The sequence below is a fragment of the Gordonia sp. NPDC058843 genome, from assembly GCF_042743165.1.
Taxonomy (GTDB): domain Bacteria; phylum Actinomycetota; class Actinomycetes; order Mycobacteriales; family Mycobacteriaceae; genus Gordonia.
The window spans coordinates 1-14,497 of the sequence record NZ_JBHYNC010000017.1 but is presented as its reverse complement, the minus strand read 5'-3'; the positions used below and the strand labels follow the sequence as shown (position 1 = coordinate 14,497).

At 66.6% G+C, this 14,497-nt stretch carries 9 protein-coding genes; all 9 read left to right on the top strand.

Features of this window, described 5'->3' with window-relative positions:
• The first annotated feature begins 45 nt into the window (after nucleotides 1-45).
• The 9 genes from gltB to ACFW3F_RS13290 all read left to right on the top strand — a co-directional run bounded on the left by gltB (nucleotide 46) and on the right by ACFW3F_RS13290 (nucleotide 14,169).
• A complete protein-coding gene (gene gltB / locus ACFW3F_RS13330) occupies nucleotides 46-4,617 on the top strand; it encodes a glutamate synthase large subunit (RefSeq protein ID WP_388058018.1) in 4,572 nt (1,523 codons plus the stop codon).
• The gene (locus ACFW3F_RS13325; protein ID WP_388058016.1) at nucleotides 4,610-6,115 is read left to right on the top strand and encodes a glutamate synthase subunit beta; all 1,506 of its coding nucleotides are present in this window, start codon (nucleotides 4,610-4,612) and stop codon (nucleotides 6,113-6,115) included. The genes gltB and ACFW3F_RS13325 overlap by 8 nt, the downstream gene beginning before the upstream one ends.
• Nucleotides 6,116-6,286: 171 nt before the next feature.
• Nucleotides 6,287-7,711, top strand: coding sequence for a pyruvate kinase (pyk, locus tag ACFW3F_RS13320; protein ID WP_388058014.1), 1,425 nt, complete (start codon nucleotides 6,287-6,289; stop codon nucleotides 7,709-7,711).
• Nucleotides 7,712-7,775: 64 nt separating this feature from the next.
• Nucleotides 7,776-8,654, top strand: a complete 879-nt coding sequence (locus tag ACFW3F_RS13315; RefSeq protein ID WP_388058012.1) for an acyl-CoA thioesterase — start codon at nucleotides 7,776-7,778, stop codon at nucleotides 8,652-8,654.
• A gap of 25 nt (nucleotides 8,655-8,679) precedes the next feature.
• Complete coding sequence (locus ACFW3F_RS13310) at nucleotides 8,680-9,183, top strand: hypothetical protein (RefSeq protein ID WP_388058010.1); 504 nt, start codon at nucleotides 8,680-8,682, stop codon at nucleotides 9,181-9,183.
• A gap of 184 nt (nucleotides 9,184-9,367) precedes the next feature.
• Nucleotides 9,368-11,353: an ABC transporter ATP-binding protein/permease gene (locus ACFW3F_RS13305; protein ID WP_388058008.1), complete on the top strand. Its 1,986-nt coding sequence runs from the start codon at nucleotides 9,368-9,370 to the stop codon at nucleotides 11,351-11,353.
• A gap of 108 nt (nucleotides 11,354-11,461) precedes the next feature.
• Complete coding sequence (locus ACFW3F_RS13300) at nucleotides 11,462-13,291, top strand: AMP-dependent synthetase/ligase (protein WP_388058006.1); 1,830 nt, start codon at nucleotides 11,462-11,464, stop codon at nucleotides 13,289-13,291.
• A 54-nt stretch (nucleotides 13,292-13,345) separates the two neighbouring features.
• Nucleotides 13,346-13,804 carry a DUF6325 family protein gene (locus tag ACFW3F_RS13295; protein WP_388058004.1) on the top strand — a complete coding sequence of 153 codons (459 nt, stop codon included), beginning with the start codon at nucleotides 13,346-13,348 and terminating at the stop codon, nucleotides 13,802-13,804.
• 47 nt (nucleotides 13,805-13,851) lie between these two features.
• Nucleotides 13,852-14,169 carry an SHOCT domain-containing protein gene (locus ACFW3F_RS13290; RefSeq protein WP_388058002.1) on the top strand — a complete coding sequence of 106 codons (318 nt, stop codon included), beginning with the start codon at nucleotides 13,852-13,854 and terminating at the stop codon, nucleotides 14,167-14,169.
• Nucleotides 14,170-14,497: the final 328 nt, after the last annotated feature.

Genomic DNA, 14,497 nt, shown 5'->3' with positions numbered 1-14,497 from the left:
GGACACTCAGCAGCGAACCGGTCTCCGGTTCGAGTGGAGGTAGTGATGCTGTTTTCTGCGCTCCCGGCCAAGCAGGGTCTGTACGACCCGGAGGCCGAGGTCGACTCGTGCGGGGTGGCCATGGTCACCGACATCCACGGTCGCCGTTCGCATTCGATCGTCGCCGATGGACTGCTCGCACTGGAGAACCTCGAGCACCGCGGTGCGGCCGGAGCCGAGACCAACAGCGGCGACGGCGCGGGAATACTGATCCAGCTCCCCGACGAGTTGCTGCGCGCCACCGTCGACTTTGCTCTTCCCGAGCCCGCCGCGAACGGATCGAACAGTTACGCCGCGGGAACGTGCTTCCTCCCGATGGATCCCGATCTGCGCCGGGCCGCGATCGGGCGGGTCGAGGGGCTCGCCGCCGACGAGGGCATCACCGTCCTCGGCTGGCGTAATCTACCCGTCGACCACGAGCACGCCGACGTCGGCGGGACGGCGGTCGCATGCATGCCGTACATGATGCAGCTGTTCGTCACCGTCGATCCGGCGCCCGGCGCCGAACGCATCGCCGGTTTGGCCCTCGACCGCTTCATCTATCCGTTCCGCAAACAGGCCGAGCGGGTGACGCCGGAGATCGAAGAAGCGGGGACCGGCCTGTATTTCCCGTCGCTGTCGAGTCGCACGATGGTCTACAAGGGCATGCTCACCACGATGCAACTGCCGCTGTACTACGAGGATCTGCGCGACGACCGCTGCCTCAGCGCGATCGCCATCGTGCACTCGCGCTTCTCCACCAACACCTTCCCGTCGTGGCCGCTCGCCCATCCGTTCCGGTTCGTGGCCCACAACGGCGAGATCAACACCGTGCGCGGCAACCGGAACCGGATGCGTGCCCGGGAGGCCCTCCTCGAGACCGATCTCATCCCGGGAGATCTCAAGCGTGCGTTCCCGATCTGCACACCGGAGGCCTCCGATTCGGCGTCGCTCGACGAAGTGCTCGAACTCCTGCACCTCGGCGGTCGCGACGTCCACCACGCGGTGATGATGATGGTGCCCGAAGCGTGGGAGAACGTCCCCGACATGGACCCCCGCCGCCGGGCGTTCCTGCAGTTCAACGCCTCGCTGATGGAAGCGTGGGATGGACCTGCCTGTGTCACGTTCACCGACGGTACGGTCGTCGGCGCGGTCCTCGACCGCAACGGCCTGCGCCCGGGCCGCTGGTGGCAGACACGCGACGGCCGCATCATCCTCGCCTCCGAATCCGGAGTCCTCGACGTCCCGGTCGACGACGTGATCAGTAAGGGCAGGCTCGAACCCGGTCGGATGTTCCTCATCGACACCGAGCAGGGCCGGATCATCCCGGACGAGGAGCTCAAGAGCGAGCTGATGAACGCCGAGGCCTACGACGAATGGCTGCACGCCGGTCTGCTCGACATCGCGAGGCTGCCCGACCGGCCGGTCTTTCAACCCAACCACGACACCGTGGTCCGCCGGCAGATCTCCTTCGGCTACACCGAGGAAGACCTTCGGGTGCTCCTGACCCCGATGGCGGCGTCGGGCTACGAACCGCTCGGGTCGATGGGGACCGACACCCCGGTTGCCGTCCTGTCGCAGCGGTCACGGCTGCTCTACGACTACTTCGTCGAACTGTTCGCCCAGGTCACCAACCCGCCGCTGGATGCGATCCGCGAGGAAATCGTCACCTCGATGAGTCGTGTGATGGGTCCGGAGCAGAACCTGCTCCGCCCGACCGCGGCGTCGTGCCGGCAGATCATGGTGCATTGGCCGGTGCTGGACAACGCCGAGCTGGCCAAGCTCGTCCACATCGACGACGACGGCGACAATCCCGGGCTGTCGGCGAAGGTCCTCCGCGCGCTCTACGAGGTGTCCGAGGGCGGTGCGGGTCTCGCCGCGGCCCTCGAGGACCTGCGCCTGCGGGCCAGTCAGGCGATCGCAGAGGGGCACACCACCCTGGTGATCTCCGATCGTCTGACCGACTCCGATCACGCGCCGATCCCATCGCTGCTGGCCACCTCGGCCGTGCACCATCACCTGGTCCGCACCAAGGAGCGGACGCGGGTCGCGCTGGTCGTGGAGTCCGGCGATGCCCGCGAGGTCCATCACATCGCCACGCTCATCGGGTTCGGTGCGGCCGCGGTCAACCCCTACCTGGCGCTGGAGACGATCGAGGACCTGATCGCCGAGGGCGAGCTGACCGGCGTGACGAGAGCCAAGGCGATCGGCAACTACCTGGAGGCGCTCGGCAAGGGCGTGTTGAAGGTGATGAGCAAGATGGGTATCTCGACCATCAGCTCCTACACTGCCGCACAGGCTTTCGAGGCTGTGGGGTTGTCCTCGGAGGTGGTGCGCGAGTACTTCACGCGCACGGTGTCGCGCATCGAGGGCGTCGGACTCGACGAACTGGCCGAAGAGGTGCGCATCCGCCACCATCGGGCCTTCCCGGAGAATCCCACCGAGCAGGTCTACCGTCGACTCGAGGTCGGCGGGGAGTACCAGTACCGCCGCGAGGGCGAACTCCACCTGTTCTCTCCCGAGACCATCTTCCTGCTGCAACACGCCACCAAGACCGGCCGGACCGAGATCTTCCGGAAGTACTCCGAGGAAGTCGATCGGCTCTCGCGCGAGGGAGGCACCCTGCGCGGGTTGTTCGACTTCGATCTCGATGCGCGCGAACCGATCCCGCTCGACGAGGTGGAGCCGGTCGAGGAGATCATGAAGCGCTTCAACACCGGCGCCATGAGTTACGGGTCGATCTCCGCGGAGGCCCACGAGACCATCGCGATGGCGATGAACAGAATCGGCGGCCGCTCGAATTCGGGGGAGGGCGGCGAGGACGTCGAGCGCCTCTATGACCCGGAACGCCGCAGTGCGGTCAAGCAGGTCGCCTCGGGACGGTTCGGTGTGACGAGTGACTACCTGATCAACGCCACCGACATCCAGATCAAGATGGCGCAGGGAGCCAAACCCGGTGAGGGCGGTCAGCTCCCGGCCTACAAGGTGTATCCGTGGATCGCCAAGACCCGGCACTCGACGCCGGGCGTCGCGTTGATATCGCCGCCGCCGCACCACGACATCTACTCGATCGAGGATCTCGCGCAGCTCATCCACGACCTGAAGAACGCGAACTCGCAGGCGCGGATCCACGTGAAGCTGGTCAGTGCGGTCGGGGTGGGGACGGTCGCGACGGGTGTGTCCAAGGCGCACGCCGACGTCGTCCTCATCTCCGGGCACGACGGCGGGACCGGGGCGTCGCCCCTCACCTCGCTCAAACACGCGGGCACGCCGTGGGAGATCGGCCTGGCCGACGCCCAGCAGACACTGATGCTGAACGGCCTGCGCGACCGCATCACGGTGCAGTGTGACGGGGCCCTGCGCACCGGGCGCGACGTCATCACCGCGGCGTTGCTCGGAGCCGAGGAGTACGGTTTCTCCACCGCTCCGCTGATAGTCGCCGGTTGCATCATGATGCGTGTCTGTCATCTGGACACCTGCCCCGTCGGCGTCGCGACCCAGAACCCGCAGCTGCGGTCGCGCTTCACCGGACAGGTCGACCACCTGGTCAACTTCTTCCGGTTCATCGCCGAAGATGTCCGGGAGTACCTGGCGCAACTGGGTTATCGCACGCTGGACGACGCCATCGGGCAGTCGCAGCGCCTGCATACCGACACCGCTGTGGCGCACTGGAAGTCCAAGGGCCTCGACCTCAGTCCGATCTTCCGCAAGGTCGAGGACAAGGGCCCGACCCGTCGGGTGCGGGGACAGGAACACGGCCTCGACCGTGCGCTCGACCAGACCCTGATCCAGCTCGCCGAGGGTGCACTCGAGGACGCACATCCGGTGACGCTGGAACTGCCGGTGCGCAACGTGAACCGGACGGTCGGCACCCTTCTCGGTTCGGAGGTGACCCGTCGGTACGGCGCAGATGGCCTCGCCGAGGACACGATAACTGTCCGGCTCGAGGGCTCGGCCGGACAGTCGCTGGGTGCGTTCCTGCCGCCCGGTGTGACGATCCGGTTGACCGGCGACACCAACGACTACGTCGGAAAGGGGCTGTGCGGCGGCAAGATCGTCGTCACCCCGAATCCCGACTCCCTGTTCGTCGCCGAGGACCAGGTGATCGCGGGCAACACGATCCTCTATGGCGCGACCGCGGGTGAGGTCTATCTCAGAGGCCGTGTGGGCGAACGCTTCTCCGTCCGCAATTCGGGCGCGACGGCAGTGGTCGAAGGGGTGGGCGATCACGCCTGCGAGTACATGACCGGCGGCCGGGTGGTCGTCCTCGGGCCGACCGGACGCAACCTCGCGGCCGGCATGTCCGGCGGTATGGCGTTCGTCCACGATCTCGATCCCGCGAAGGTGAACATGGCCATGGTCGAACTGCTGCGTCCCGACCCGGAGGACCTGGCCTGGCTCAAGCAGACCATCGCCACGCACACGGATCTGACCGGGTCGGCGATCGGCGCGTCGATCCTGTCGGACTGGCCTCGTCGATGCCTGGCGTTCACCAAGGTGATGCCCACCGATTACAAGCGTGTCCTCGACGCGGCCCGAATGGCCGAAGCCGAAGGGCGCGATGTCGATTCAGCGATCATGGAGGCGGCACGTGGCTGATCCGCGCGGGTTCCTGGAGGTCCCGAAGAAAGAAGCGAAGTACCGTCCGGTCGCCGAACGCGTCCACGACTGGGAGGACGTGTACGAGCACGCCGACAATCCGATCGAGGTCCTCGACGAGGTCAGCGCACAGGCCCGCCGGTGTATGGACTGCGGTATCCCGTTCTGCCACTCCGGAACCGCGGGATGTCCACTGGGCAACCTCATCCCGGAATGGAACGACCTGGTCCGCCGCGGCCGATGGGATGCGGCGAGCAGCAGACTCCACGCGACCAACAACTTCCCGGAGTTCACCGGGATGGTGTGCCCGGCGCCGTGCGAGGCCGCCTGCGTGCTGTCGATCTCCGAGCAGGCCACCGGCGGCAGTGTGACGATCAAGCGCATCGAGAAGACGATCGCCTACGAGTCGTGGGCCGAGGGTGTCATCGGGCCCGAGCCGCCCGAGTCCACCACCGGTAGATCGGTCGGGGTCGTCGGTTCGGGCCCGGCAGGACTTGCTGCGGCACAACAGCTCACCCGCGCAGGGCACGACGTGACCGTCTACGAGCGCGACGACCGCCTCGGCGGGTTGCTGCGCTACGGAATCCCCGAGTACAAGCTGCAGAAGTCCGACATCGATCGCCGCATCGCCCAGATGCGCGCCGAGGGAACGACCTTCGTGACGAACTGTGACGTGGGGACCGACCTGTCGGTCGCCGACCTGCGTGCTACCCACGACGCCGTGGTTCTGGCCATCGGTGCGATGGAGGCGCGTGACAATCCGGTGCCCGGCCGGGAGCTCGACGGCGTCCACCTGGCCATGGAGCATCTCGTGCCCGCCAACAAAGAGTGCGAAGGCGACGGGCCGTCACCGATCACCGCGGCTGGTAAGCACGTCGTCATCATCGGTGGCGGCGACACCGGAGCCGATTGCCTGGGTACGGCGCACCGTCAGGGTGCGGCGTCCGTCGTGCAACTCGACTACAACCCGGAACTGCCCGGCGAGCGCGACGACGAGCGGTCGCCGTGGCCGACCTGGCCGCTGATCATGCGGACCTCGAGCGCGCATGACGAGGGCGGCGAACGGTTGCATCAGGTCGCGGTCCAGCGCTTCGAGGGCGACGACGACGGCAACGTCACGACGATGGTGCTCGCGGAGGTGGAGGTCACCCGGGATGCCGACGGTCGGCGAGAGATCAAGCCGGTGGGCGAGGAGTTCGAGATCCCTTGTGAGCTGGCGCTGTTCGCGATCGGCTTCGCCGGGGTGCGCGGCGGCTCGCTGCTGACCGGTCTCGAGCTCGAACCGAACCGGCGCGGGGTCATCTCCTGCGGGAGTGACTGGCAGACCGACGCCCCGGGCGTGTTCGTCTGCGGCGACGCTCATCGGGGCGCATCGCTGGTGGTGTGGGCGATCGCGGAGGGCCGGTCGACCGCGCGTGCGGTGGACGAGTTCCTCGTCGGCGAATCGGATCTGCCCTCGCCGGTCCGTCCGGCGTCCCTACCGCTGACGGTGCGCTGAGGCGACGCGGTTGCCCGACGTACCTCGCCGAACACGCGCGGCCGCAACAAGTTAAGTAAATTTCATACTCGGCGGTAGCGGGCCGTCACCAGCGGTAACAGTTGGTGGCGTACCGGTGACGAGTCGCCGGCGACATGGAGATGCACCGCCCGGGAGGACTAAGGTGTTCTTGTGACACGCCGAACCAAGATCGTCTGCACCCTGGGCCCGGCCACCGCGAGCGACGAGCGTCTCAAAGAGCTCGTCGAAAGCGGCATGGACGTGGCCCGAATGAACTTCAGCCACGGTACGCATGAGGACCATGCGGCCGTCTATGCGCGCGTCCGCAAGGCCTCGGACACCACCGAGAAGGCCGTCGGCGTCCTCGCCGATCTCCAGGGACCCAAGATCCGGCTCGGCCGTTTCGACGGTTGCGACGGTTCGACCGTCTGGGAGACCGGTGAGCAGGTACGCATCACCGTCGACGACGTCGTGGGCGACCACGACCGCGTCTCGACCACCTACAAACAACTCGCCGAGGATGCGAGCCCCGGCGACCGGCTGCTCGTCGACGACGGCAAGGTCGGCCTCGCGGTGTCCGCGGTCGAGGGCAACGACGTCGTGTGCACCGTGACCGAGGGCGGTCCGGTGAGCAACAACAAGGGACTGTCGCTTCCCGGGATGAGTGTCTCGGTGCCCGCCATGTCGGAGAAGGACATCGCCGACCTCGAATTCGCGCTGGGCCTCGGCGTCGACATGGTTGCGCTGTCGTTCGTCCGTAGCCCGTCTGACATCGAACTGGTCCACGAGGTGATGGATCGCGTCGGGCGTCGGGTCCCGGTGATCGCGAAGCTCGAGAAGCCCGAGGCGATCGACAACCTCGAGGCGATCGTTCTCGCCTTCGACGCGATCATGGTCGCCCGCGGTGACCTCGGCGTCGAACTGCCGCTCGAGCAGGTGCCGCTGGTGCAGAAGCGGGCCATTCAGATGGCTCGCGAGAACGCGAAGCCGGTGATCGTGGCCACGCAGATGCTCGACTCCATGATCGAGAACTCGCGCCCGACCCGGGCCGAGGCGTCCGACGTCGCCAACGCGGTTCTCGACGGTGCCGACGCGGTCATGCTGTCGGGGGAGACCTCGGTGGGCAAGCATCCGCTCGAGACGGTGCGCACGATGGATCGCATCTGCCGCGCGGTCGAGACCGGCCCCCGCGATGTGCCTCCGCTGTCCCACGTGCCGCGTACCAAGCGCGGCGTCATCTCCTACGCGGCGCGCGACATCGGCGAACGCCTCGAGGTGAAGGCCCTGGTGGCGTTCACGCAGTCCGGCGACACCGTTCGCCGGCTGGCCCGCCTGCACTCGCGACTGCCGCTGCTGGCGTTCACCCCGACCCAGGCGGTGCGCAGCCAGCTCGCCCTGAGCTGGGGCACCGAGACGTTCATCGTCGACCACGTCGACACGACAGACCACATGATCGACCAGGTCGACCATCAGCTGCTGCGTATCGGCCGGCTCAGCGAGGGCGATGTCGTGGTGATCGTGGCCGGGGCCCCGCCCGGCACGGTCGGTTCGACCAACCTGATCCACGTGCACCGGATCGGCGAGCAGGACCACTGACGACGCCTGCTCCCGCTCGGGGCGGTGGACGACGCCGACCCGTCGGAGTTCTAGGGTGTGAGGCATGACCGTGGAACAGGCCGGCGATCTCGGCAAACTTCTCGCCTTGCTCGACGTCGAGCGTCAGGACGACGACCTGTTCATCGGGCACCACCCCGAGCAGGTCACCGCCCGGACGTTCGGCGGTCAGCTGCTCGGCCAGGGCGTCGTCGCGGCATCGCGGAGCCTGAGCCGGGGCAACCCGCCCATCCACGCCCTGCACGCACACTTCATCCGTGGCGGGGACGTCACCAAGCCGATGGAGTACCACGTCGATCGCTTCCGCGACGGCAGGTCGTTCGCGAACCGTCAGGTGACGGCCAAGCAGGACGGTGAAGAGATCTTCACGATGCTGGTCGCCTTCCAGGACAACACGTCCGGACTCGAACACGCGGTGGAGATCCCGCAGGTGCCGTATCCAGAGGAATTGCCCACTCTCGGTGAGCATTTCAAAGGTTACGAGGACCGCATAGCGACCTTTGTCAACGCGTTGCATCCCATCGACATCCGCTTCGCGAACGACCCGAGCTGGAAGGCGAAGGACGCCGGGGAGAAGCTGACCGACAACCGGGTGTGGATGAAGGCCGACGGCACGATGCCCGACGACCCCGTGATGCACGTCGCCGCAATGTGTTACGCCTCGGACACCACGGTGCTGGACTCGATCATCACCACGCACGGCCTCTCGTGGGGGATGGACCGGTTGTTCGCCGCGACCGTCAATCATTCGATGTGGTTCCACCGCGAGTTCCGGTTCGACGACTGGCTGCTCTACGCGACGCGGTCGCCGGTCGCGACCGGGTCACGCGGAATGGGTTCGGGCCGATTCTGGATGCGTGACGGCACTCTCGCGACGTCGGTCGTGCAGGAGGCACTGATCAAGTACTTCCCGCCCAAGAAGTGATCGCGGCGGTCTGCAGGGGGAGCTGATGGACCAGGGGAGAACTGCGGACGCGCACCGTGGAGCCGCCCACGAGATGTGGCTGGAACCCGGCCCTCCGCTCCCGCGGCGGACGTGGCAGCGGCGCACGCGGGTGCCGGTCATCGTCACGACCTCGATCGCCATGATCGTCTTCGCGCTCGTCGTGGGCGTCGCAGTCATCGCGGGACTCCTGACGACGCCGGAGTTCACCGCCAAGGGCGGGGTGGTCGCGGACTGCTTGACCGAGGTTGCGGCCCTGCCGGACGGCGGCACCGTGGCCCGCGGTGCCCGGGTCGTCCTCTACGCCGCCGCCGGCGGTGAGGTGGCCACCACCACGCTGTCGGTGTTCCTCCGCGGCGACGACGGTTGTCAGCTCACCTTCGAGGTGAGCGGTGTGGAGTACACCGAGGCCGGATATCTGGTCGCCGTCGGCGACGCCGACGGGCGATTTACGGAGTCGGTCTCCACGGCAGCACTCCAGCAGGGCGCGGTACTCCGCCCGCTGGGCTGACTCCTCCAGGGTGGCGCGACGCGGCGTCGACCCGGTTGCCCGGACACCGGGTGAACGGCGGGTTAAACTGCGCCGGATCATCATCGGTGTGGCCGAACCCGTTGTGGCGGCCGAAACCTCGATGACAACCACCCGAGATGGCGAACCGGGATGTCCGTCGTGATGTCCGAAGCGAGGAGTGTGCGTGGAGTACAGCATCGACTGGGGCAACGAGGTGTGGGCCAGTCTCAAATGGTTGGCCATCGCGTTCGCGATCTCGGCCGTGGCGGTCCTCGTCATCGGTTACCTGCTGTCCCGGTTCAGCCGGTGGGGCGGACCGCTGTGGCGGGTGATCGGCGGGTTCTTCACCGGGCGTGAGACGCGGGTCGCGGCTTGGGGTCTCGTTATCGCACTGACCCTGTTGTCGCTGTTCGGCGTCCGGGTGACAGTCTTGGTCTCGTACTGGAGCAACGACCTCTTCACCTCGCTCCAGACAGCCGGCGAGGGCCTGGCCGCGGGAGGGCCCCAAGGCGCGGAAATGCTCGAGATGGGCAAAGACGCCTTCTGGCATTCGATGGCAGTGTTCGGCATCCTCGCGACAATCCATGTGATTCGCACGATGATCGAGATCTACGTGGGCGCGGCGTTCGAGATCCGGCTGCGTTACTGGCTCACCGAGGGCGCCACCGCGGACTGGATGGCCGGACGCGCGTTCTACCGCAACCGCTTTGTCGACCTCAGCGCAGGGCTGCTGCGGCGCAGACGATTCGGGCGCGGTAAGTCCGATCCGCAGCGAAGAGAAGTCGACATACACCCCGGGGTGGACAACCCCGATCAACGTATCGAAGCCGACATCACCACGGTCGTGTCGTCGGGCTCCTCCTTGTTCTGGGGCGGGGGCGGGTCATCCACGAACGGCGTCCTGCCGGCGTGCGTCTCGATCGTCTCGTTCTCGATGGTCCTCTGGGATCTGTCCGGACCGTTGACCGTGTTCGGCGTCGAGATCCCGCGCATGATGATGTGGCTGGTACTGGTGTACGTGCTCGTCGCCAGCGTCGTCGCGTTCGCCATCGGCCGCCCGCTGATCCGGCTGAACTTCTGGCGCGAACGCCTGACCGCGAACTTCCGCTACGCGCTGGTCCGCATCCGCGACGGTGCCGAGAACGTCGCCATTTACCGCGGTGAGCGCGTGGAACACAAGAACCTCATGACGAGATTCCGTGCGGTCGTGCGAAATTTCTGGCAGATCATCCATGTCCAGCTGGCGTTCGTCGGCTGGAACTTCAGCGTTACCCAACTCTCGGTGGTGTTCCCGTACATAGTCCAGGCGCCACGGTTCTTCGACGGGCAGATCAAACTCGGCGACGTGTCGCAGACATCGTCGGCGTTCGCCGAGATGCACGATGCGCTCTCGTTCTTCCGGAACGCCTACGACGACTTCACCGTTCTGCGAGCCTCGATCATCCGTCTCGACGGCCTCGCCGATGCGGATGCGCGTTCGCGCACTCTGGCCGAGGTGACGACCGTGGATCGTGAACGTGCCGTTGCCCTCTCGGACATCGACGTGAAGACGCCGAACGGGGACGATCTCATCAGTGCGCTCACTCTCTCGCTGGCCCCCGGAGCGGCTCTTGTCGTCAAGGGACGGTCGGGCTCGGGTAAGACGACGCTCCTCCGAGGTCTCGCAGGTCTGTGGCCGTTCATCGACGGTGAGTTCGCGCGGCCCCCGGGAGAACACACCCTCTTCCTCTCCCAGATGCCCTACATCCCGCTGGGGGATCTACGCACAGCGGTCGCCTACCCGGCGCTACCCGACGACATCGGTGACGAGGCCATCAAGGTGGCGCTCGAGAAGGTGTTCCTCCCGCACCTCGTGGATCGGCTCGCCGACGAGGAGGACTGGGTCAAGGTGCTCTCGCCAGGCGAACAGCAACGCATCGCCTTCGCGCGCATACTGCTCACCCGACCGCAGGCGGTGTTCATGGACGAGGCGACCTCGGCCGTCGACGAAGGGCTCGAGTACTCGCTGTACTCGCTGATCCGCACGGAGTTGCCGGAGACCATCCTGGTCTCGGTCAGTCACCGCAGCACCACCGATCAGCACCACACCGATCTGCTCGAACTGACCGGTGGCGGGGGGTGGAACCTCGAATCCCTCGCCGAGGGTCCTTCGCTGGACAAACAGTCCTGATCTGTGTGTTTTGCCATCCGGTTACCATTCGCCGGATCTGGGGGTGGCGCCCTCTTCCACTCGCTACTGTGACGTGCAACACTTCACTTCGGCAAGTCGAGGACTCCCATGACCGCTGCAGAAACCATCACGTTTCCTCATCAGACCGGCGTCGCGGTCGCGACTCTCCCCGCGGCGTTCCAGCAGACGGTCACCGTACGGCCAGACGCCATCGCACTTCGTACCGTCGGCGGCCTGCAGGAGATCACATGGGCCGAGTACGCCCGTCGTGTGGAGGCCATCGCCGGCGGACTCGCGGCGTTGGGTGTCGGGCGGGGTGACACCGTCGGGATCATGCTGACGAACCGTCCGGAATTCCATCTGGTGGATGCCGCGGCGCTCCATCTGGGGGCGGTTCCGTTCTCGATCTACAACACGAGCTCGCCCGAGCAGATCGAGTACCTCTTCGGCAACGCCGAGAACTCGGTCGTCGTCACCGAGCAGGTGTTCCTACCGGTGATCGCCGCCGCCGCGACCGATGTGTCCACCACGGTGATCGTCGACGGCGTGGCGGCGGGCGCCATCTCGCTCGCCGACGTCGAACAGACACCGGCGCCGGCGGGATTCGACTTCACCGCGTCCTGGCAGGCGGTCGAACCCGAGGACCTGGCGACGTTGATCTACACCTCGGGCACCACGGGTCCCCCCAAGGGCGTGGAGATCACCCACCGCAACATCGTCGCGGAGATGACGGCGCTCGCCGAGATCGTGCAGGCGGGCTTCGACGACCGGGTCATCTCGTACCTGCCGGCCGCGCACATCGCCGACCGTGTGTCCTCGCATGCGGCGAACATGATGCGGGGTATCCAGATCACGACGGTGCCCGACCCCCGCGAGATCGCCGCCGCCCTTCCCGATGTACATCCCACCTTCTTCTTCGGTGTGCCGCGGGTCTGGCAGAAGATCCGTGCGGGCATCGAGGCGAAGCTCGCCGAGGAGTCCAGCCCGGTGAAGAAGGCGCTCGCGGGGTGGGCTTTCCGCGTCGGGGCGTCGACGGCTCAGGCCCAGGTCGACGGCGCGGGTTCGGGCGGCATCACGCACGGTCTCGCGGACCGTCTGGTACTGCACAAGGTCCGTACCGCGCTGGGGCTGGACCAGGTGTCCTTCGCCGGTTCGGGAGCGGCCGCGATCCCGCCCGAGGTCCTGAAGTTCTTCCTGGGTCTCGGGATTCCGGTACTGGAGGTGTGGGGGATGTCGGAGACGACCGGCGTCTCGACGATGACGACCAGTGACAATCTCCGGATCGGTACGGTCGGCAAGCCGGTGCGCGGCATGGAGGTGAGACTGGCCGACGACGGGGAGTTGCTCGTCCGCGGACCGGTGGTGATGCGTGGCTACCGTAAGCAACCCGACAAGACCGCCGAGACCATCGATGCCGACGGATGGCTGTCGACCGGTGACATCGCGACGATCGACGATGACGGCAACGTCACCATCGTCGATCGCAAGAAAGAACTCATGATCAACGAGTCGGGAAAGAACATGTCGCCCACCAATATCGAGAACGCGATGAAGGCAGCATCGTCGCTGATCGGCCAGGTGGCCGCGATCGGTGATGCCCGCCCGTACGTCTCGGCACTCGTGGTGCTCGATCCCGATGCGGCGGCAGCGCGTGCCAAGAAACTCGATCTCTCCGGTGCCGACCTGACCGAGTTGTCCGCGCATCCGGATGTGGTGGAAGAAGTGGCGGTGGCAATTCGTGCCGGGAATCGGTCACTGTCCCGCGTGGAGCAGGTCAAGCGTTTTACCATCGTGCCGACCGCCTGGGACCCCGGCGGCGACGAGCTCACCCCGACGATGAAGTTGCGCCGCAAGCCGATCGCGACAAAGTACGCGAACGAGATCGGCGAGCTGTACCAGACGCAACCGGGGCAGTCGGTGGTGGACCTGCGGTCGTGACCGGGCGCGGACGTCCGCGACGGTCACACCACCGGCACGAGACAGGAGAAGGCATTGGACGACCAAGCAGGTGTCGACCAGGCGGCAGATCGAGAACTCGGACCCATCGACTACATCGTGGTCGAGTGGTCGGGTCGGCAACCGACCGGTGAGGCGCTTCCACATCTGATCGATGTGATCGATCGAGGGATCGTGCGACTGATCGACATCGTCTTCCTCACCAAAGACGCCGACGGTGCCGTCGCGCGACTCGAGATCAATTCGCTCGGCGCGGAATTCGCGATCTTCGACGGGGCGGCGACCTCATTGCTCGACGACACCGATCTCGCGGAGGCGGCCACGATCATCGAGCCGGGTTCCAGTGCGGCCGTTCTCGTCTGGGAGAACGCGTGGGCGGCACCGTTCGCCACGGCCGTCCGCAACAACGGTGGGCGGCTCGTGGCGTCGGGTCGGATACCGGTGGACGCTCTGCTCGCGCAACTCGACGCCGCCGACGAGTCGACGCCCGCGTAGCAGTCCCACCGGCGATCGTCGGCCCGAAACTCTCGAGAGGACAGAACATGCCAGGACTTCTCCGCGGCGTTGCACGCACCGCCGTCATCTCCGGCACCGCGACGGCGGTGAGCAACCGGGTGTCCCGACGCCAGGCGAGCCGGTGGGCACAGCAGGGGGGTGCCGCCCAGGATCCGCGGGCACAGCAGCAGTACGCACAACCCCAGTACTCCCAGCCACCGCCACAGCCAGCCCAACAGGCCCCCGCGCCACCGAGCGCGACGGACACGATCTCGGCGTTGAAGGAACTCGGAGCGCTCTATCAGCAGGGCATCCTCACCGAAGCCGAGTTCGCCGCACAGAAGGCCAAGATCCTCGGGACCTGATCCGATCGAACTGCACAACTGCTGGTCCCGAAGCTCGTCGACCCCTGCTCCCCGACCCCCTTGCTCCGTGAGGAGCGCCCGCTGGTCCCAATGCGAAAGAAGCGACCCCCTTGCTCCCTGAGGAGCGCCCGCTGGTCCCTAATCCGAAAGAAGCGACCCACCTCTGCTCCTGAGGAGCGCCCGGAGCTTGCGGAGGGCGCGTCACGAAGGGTCCGGTGACCGAGTCAGCGAGAGACCCTTCGTGACGCTCACAAGCTCGCTCCTCAGGGAGCATGGATTTCAGACACTCACGAGTGTTCTTTCGTGGTCCACGACGGCCGCCAGGCCG

Excerpts from the sequence above, each read along its gene's own strand:
- ACFW3F_RS13290 (WP_388058002.1), top strand. The coding sequence starts at position 13,852 with ATGCCAGGACTTCTCCGCGGCGTTGCACGCACCGCCGTCATCTCCGGC.
- ACFW3F_RS13315 (WP_388058012.1), top strand. The coding sequence starts at position 7,776 with ATGACCGTGGAACAGGCCGGCGATCTCGGCAAACTTCTCGCCTTGCTC.
- gltB (WP_388058018.1), top strand. The coding sequence starts at position 46 with ATGCTGTTTTCTGCGCTCCCGGCCAAGCAGGGTCTGTACGACCCGGAG.
- ACFW3F_RS13300 (WP_388058006.1), top strand. The coding sequence starts at position 11,462 with ATGACCGCTGCAGAAACCATCACGTTTCCTCATCAGACCGGCGTCGCG.
- ACFW3F_RS13310 (WP_388058010.1), top strand. The coding sequence starts at position 8,680 with ATGGACCAGGGGAGAACTGCGGACGCGCACCGTGGAGCCGCCCACGAG.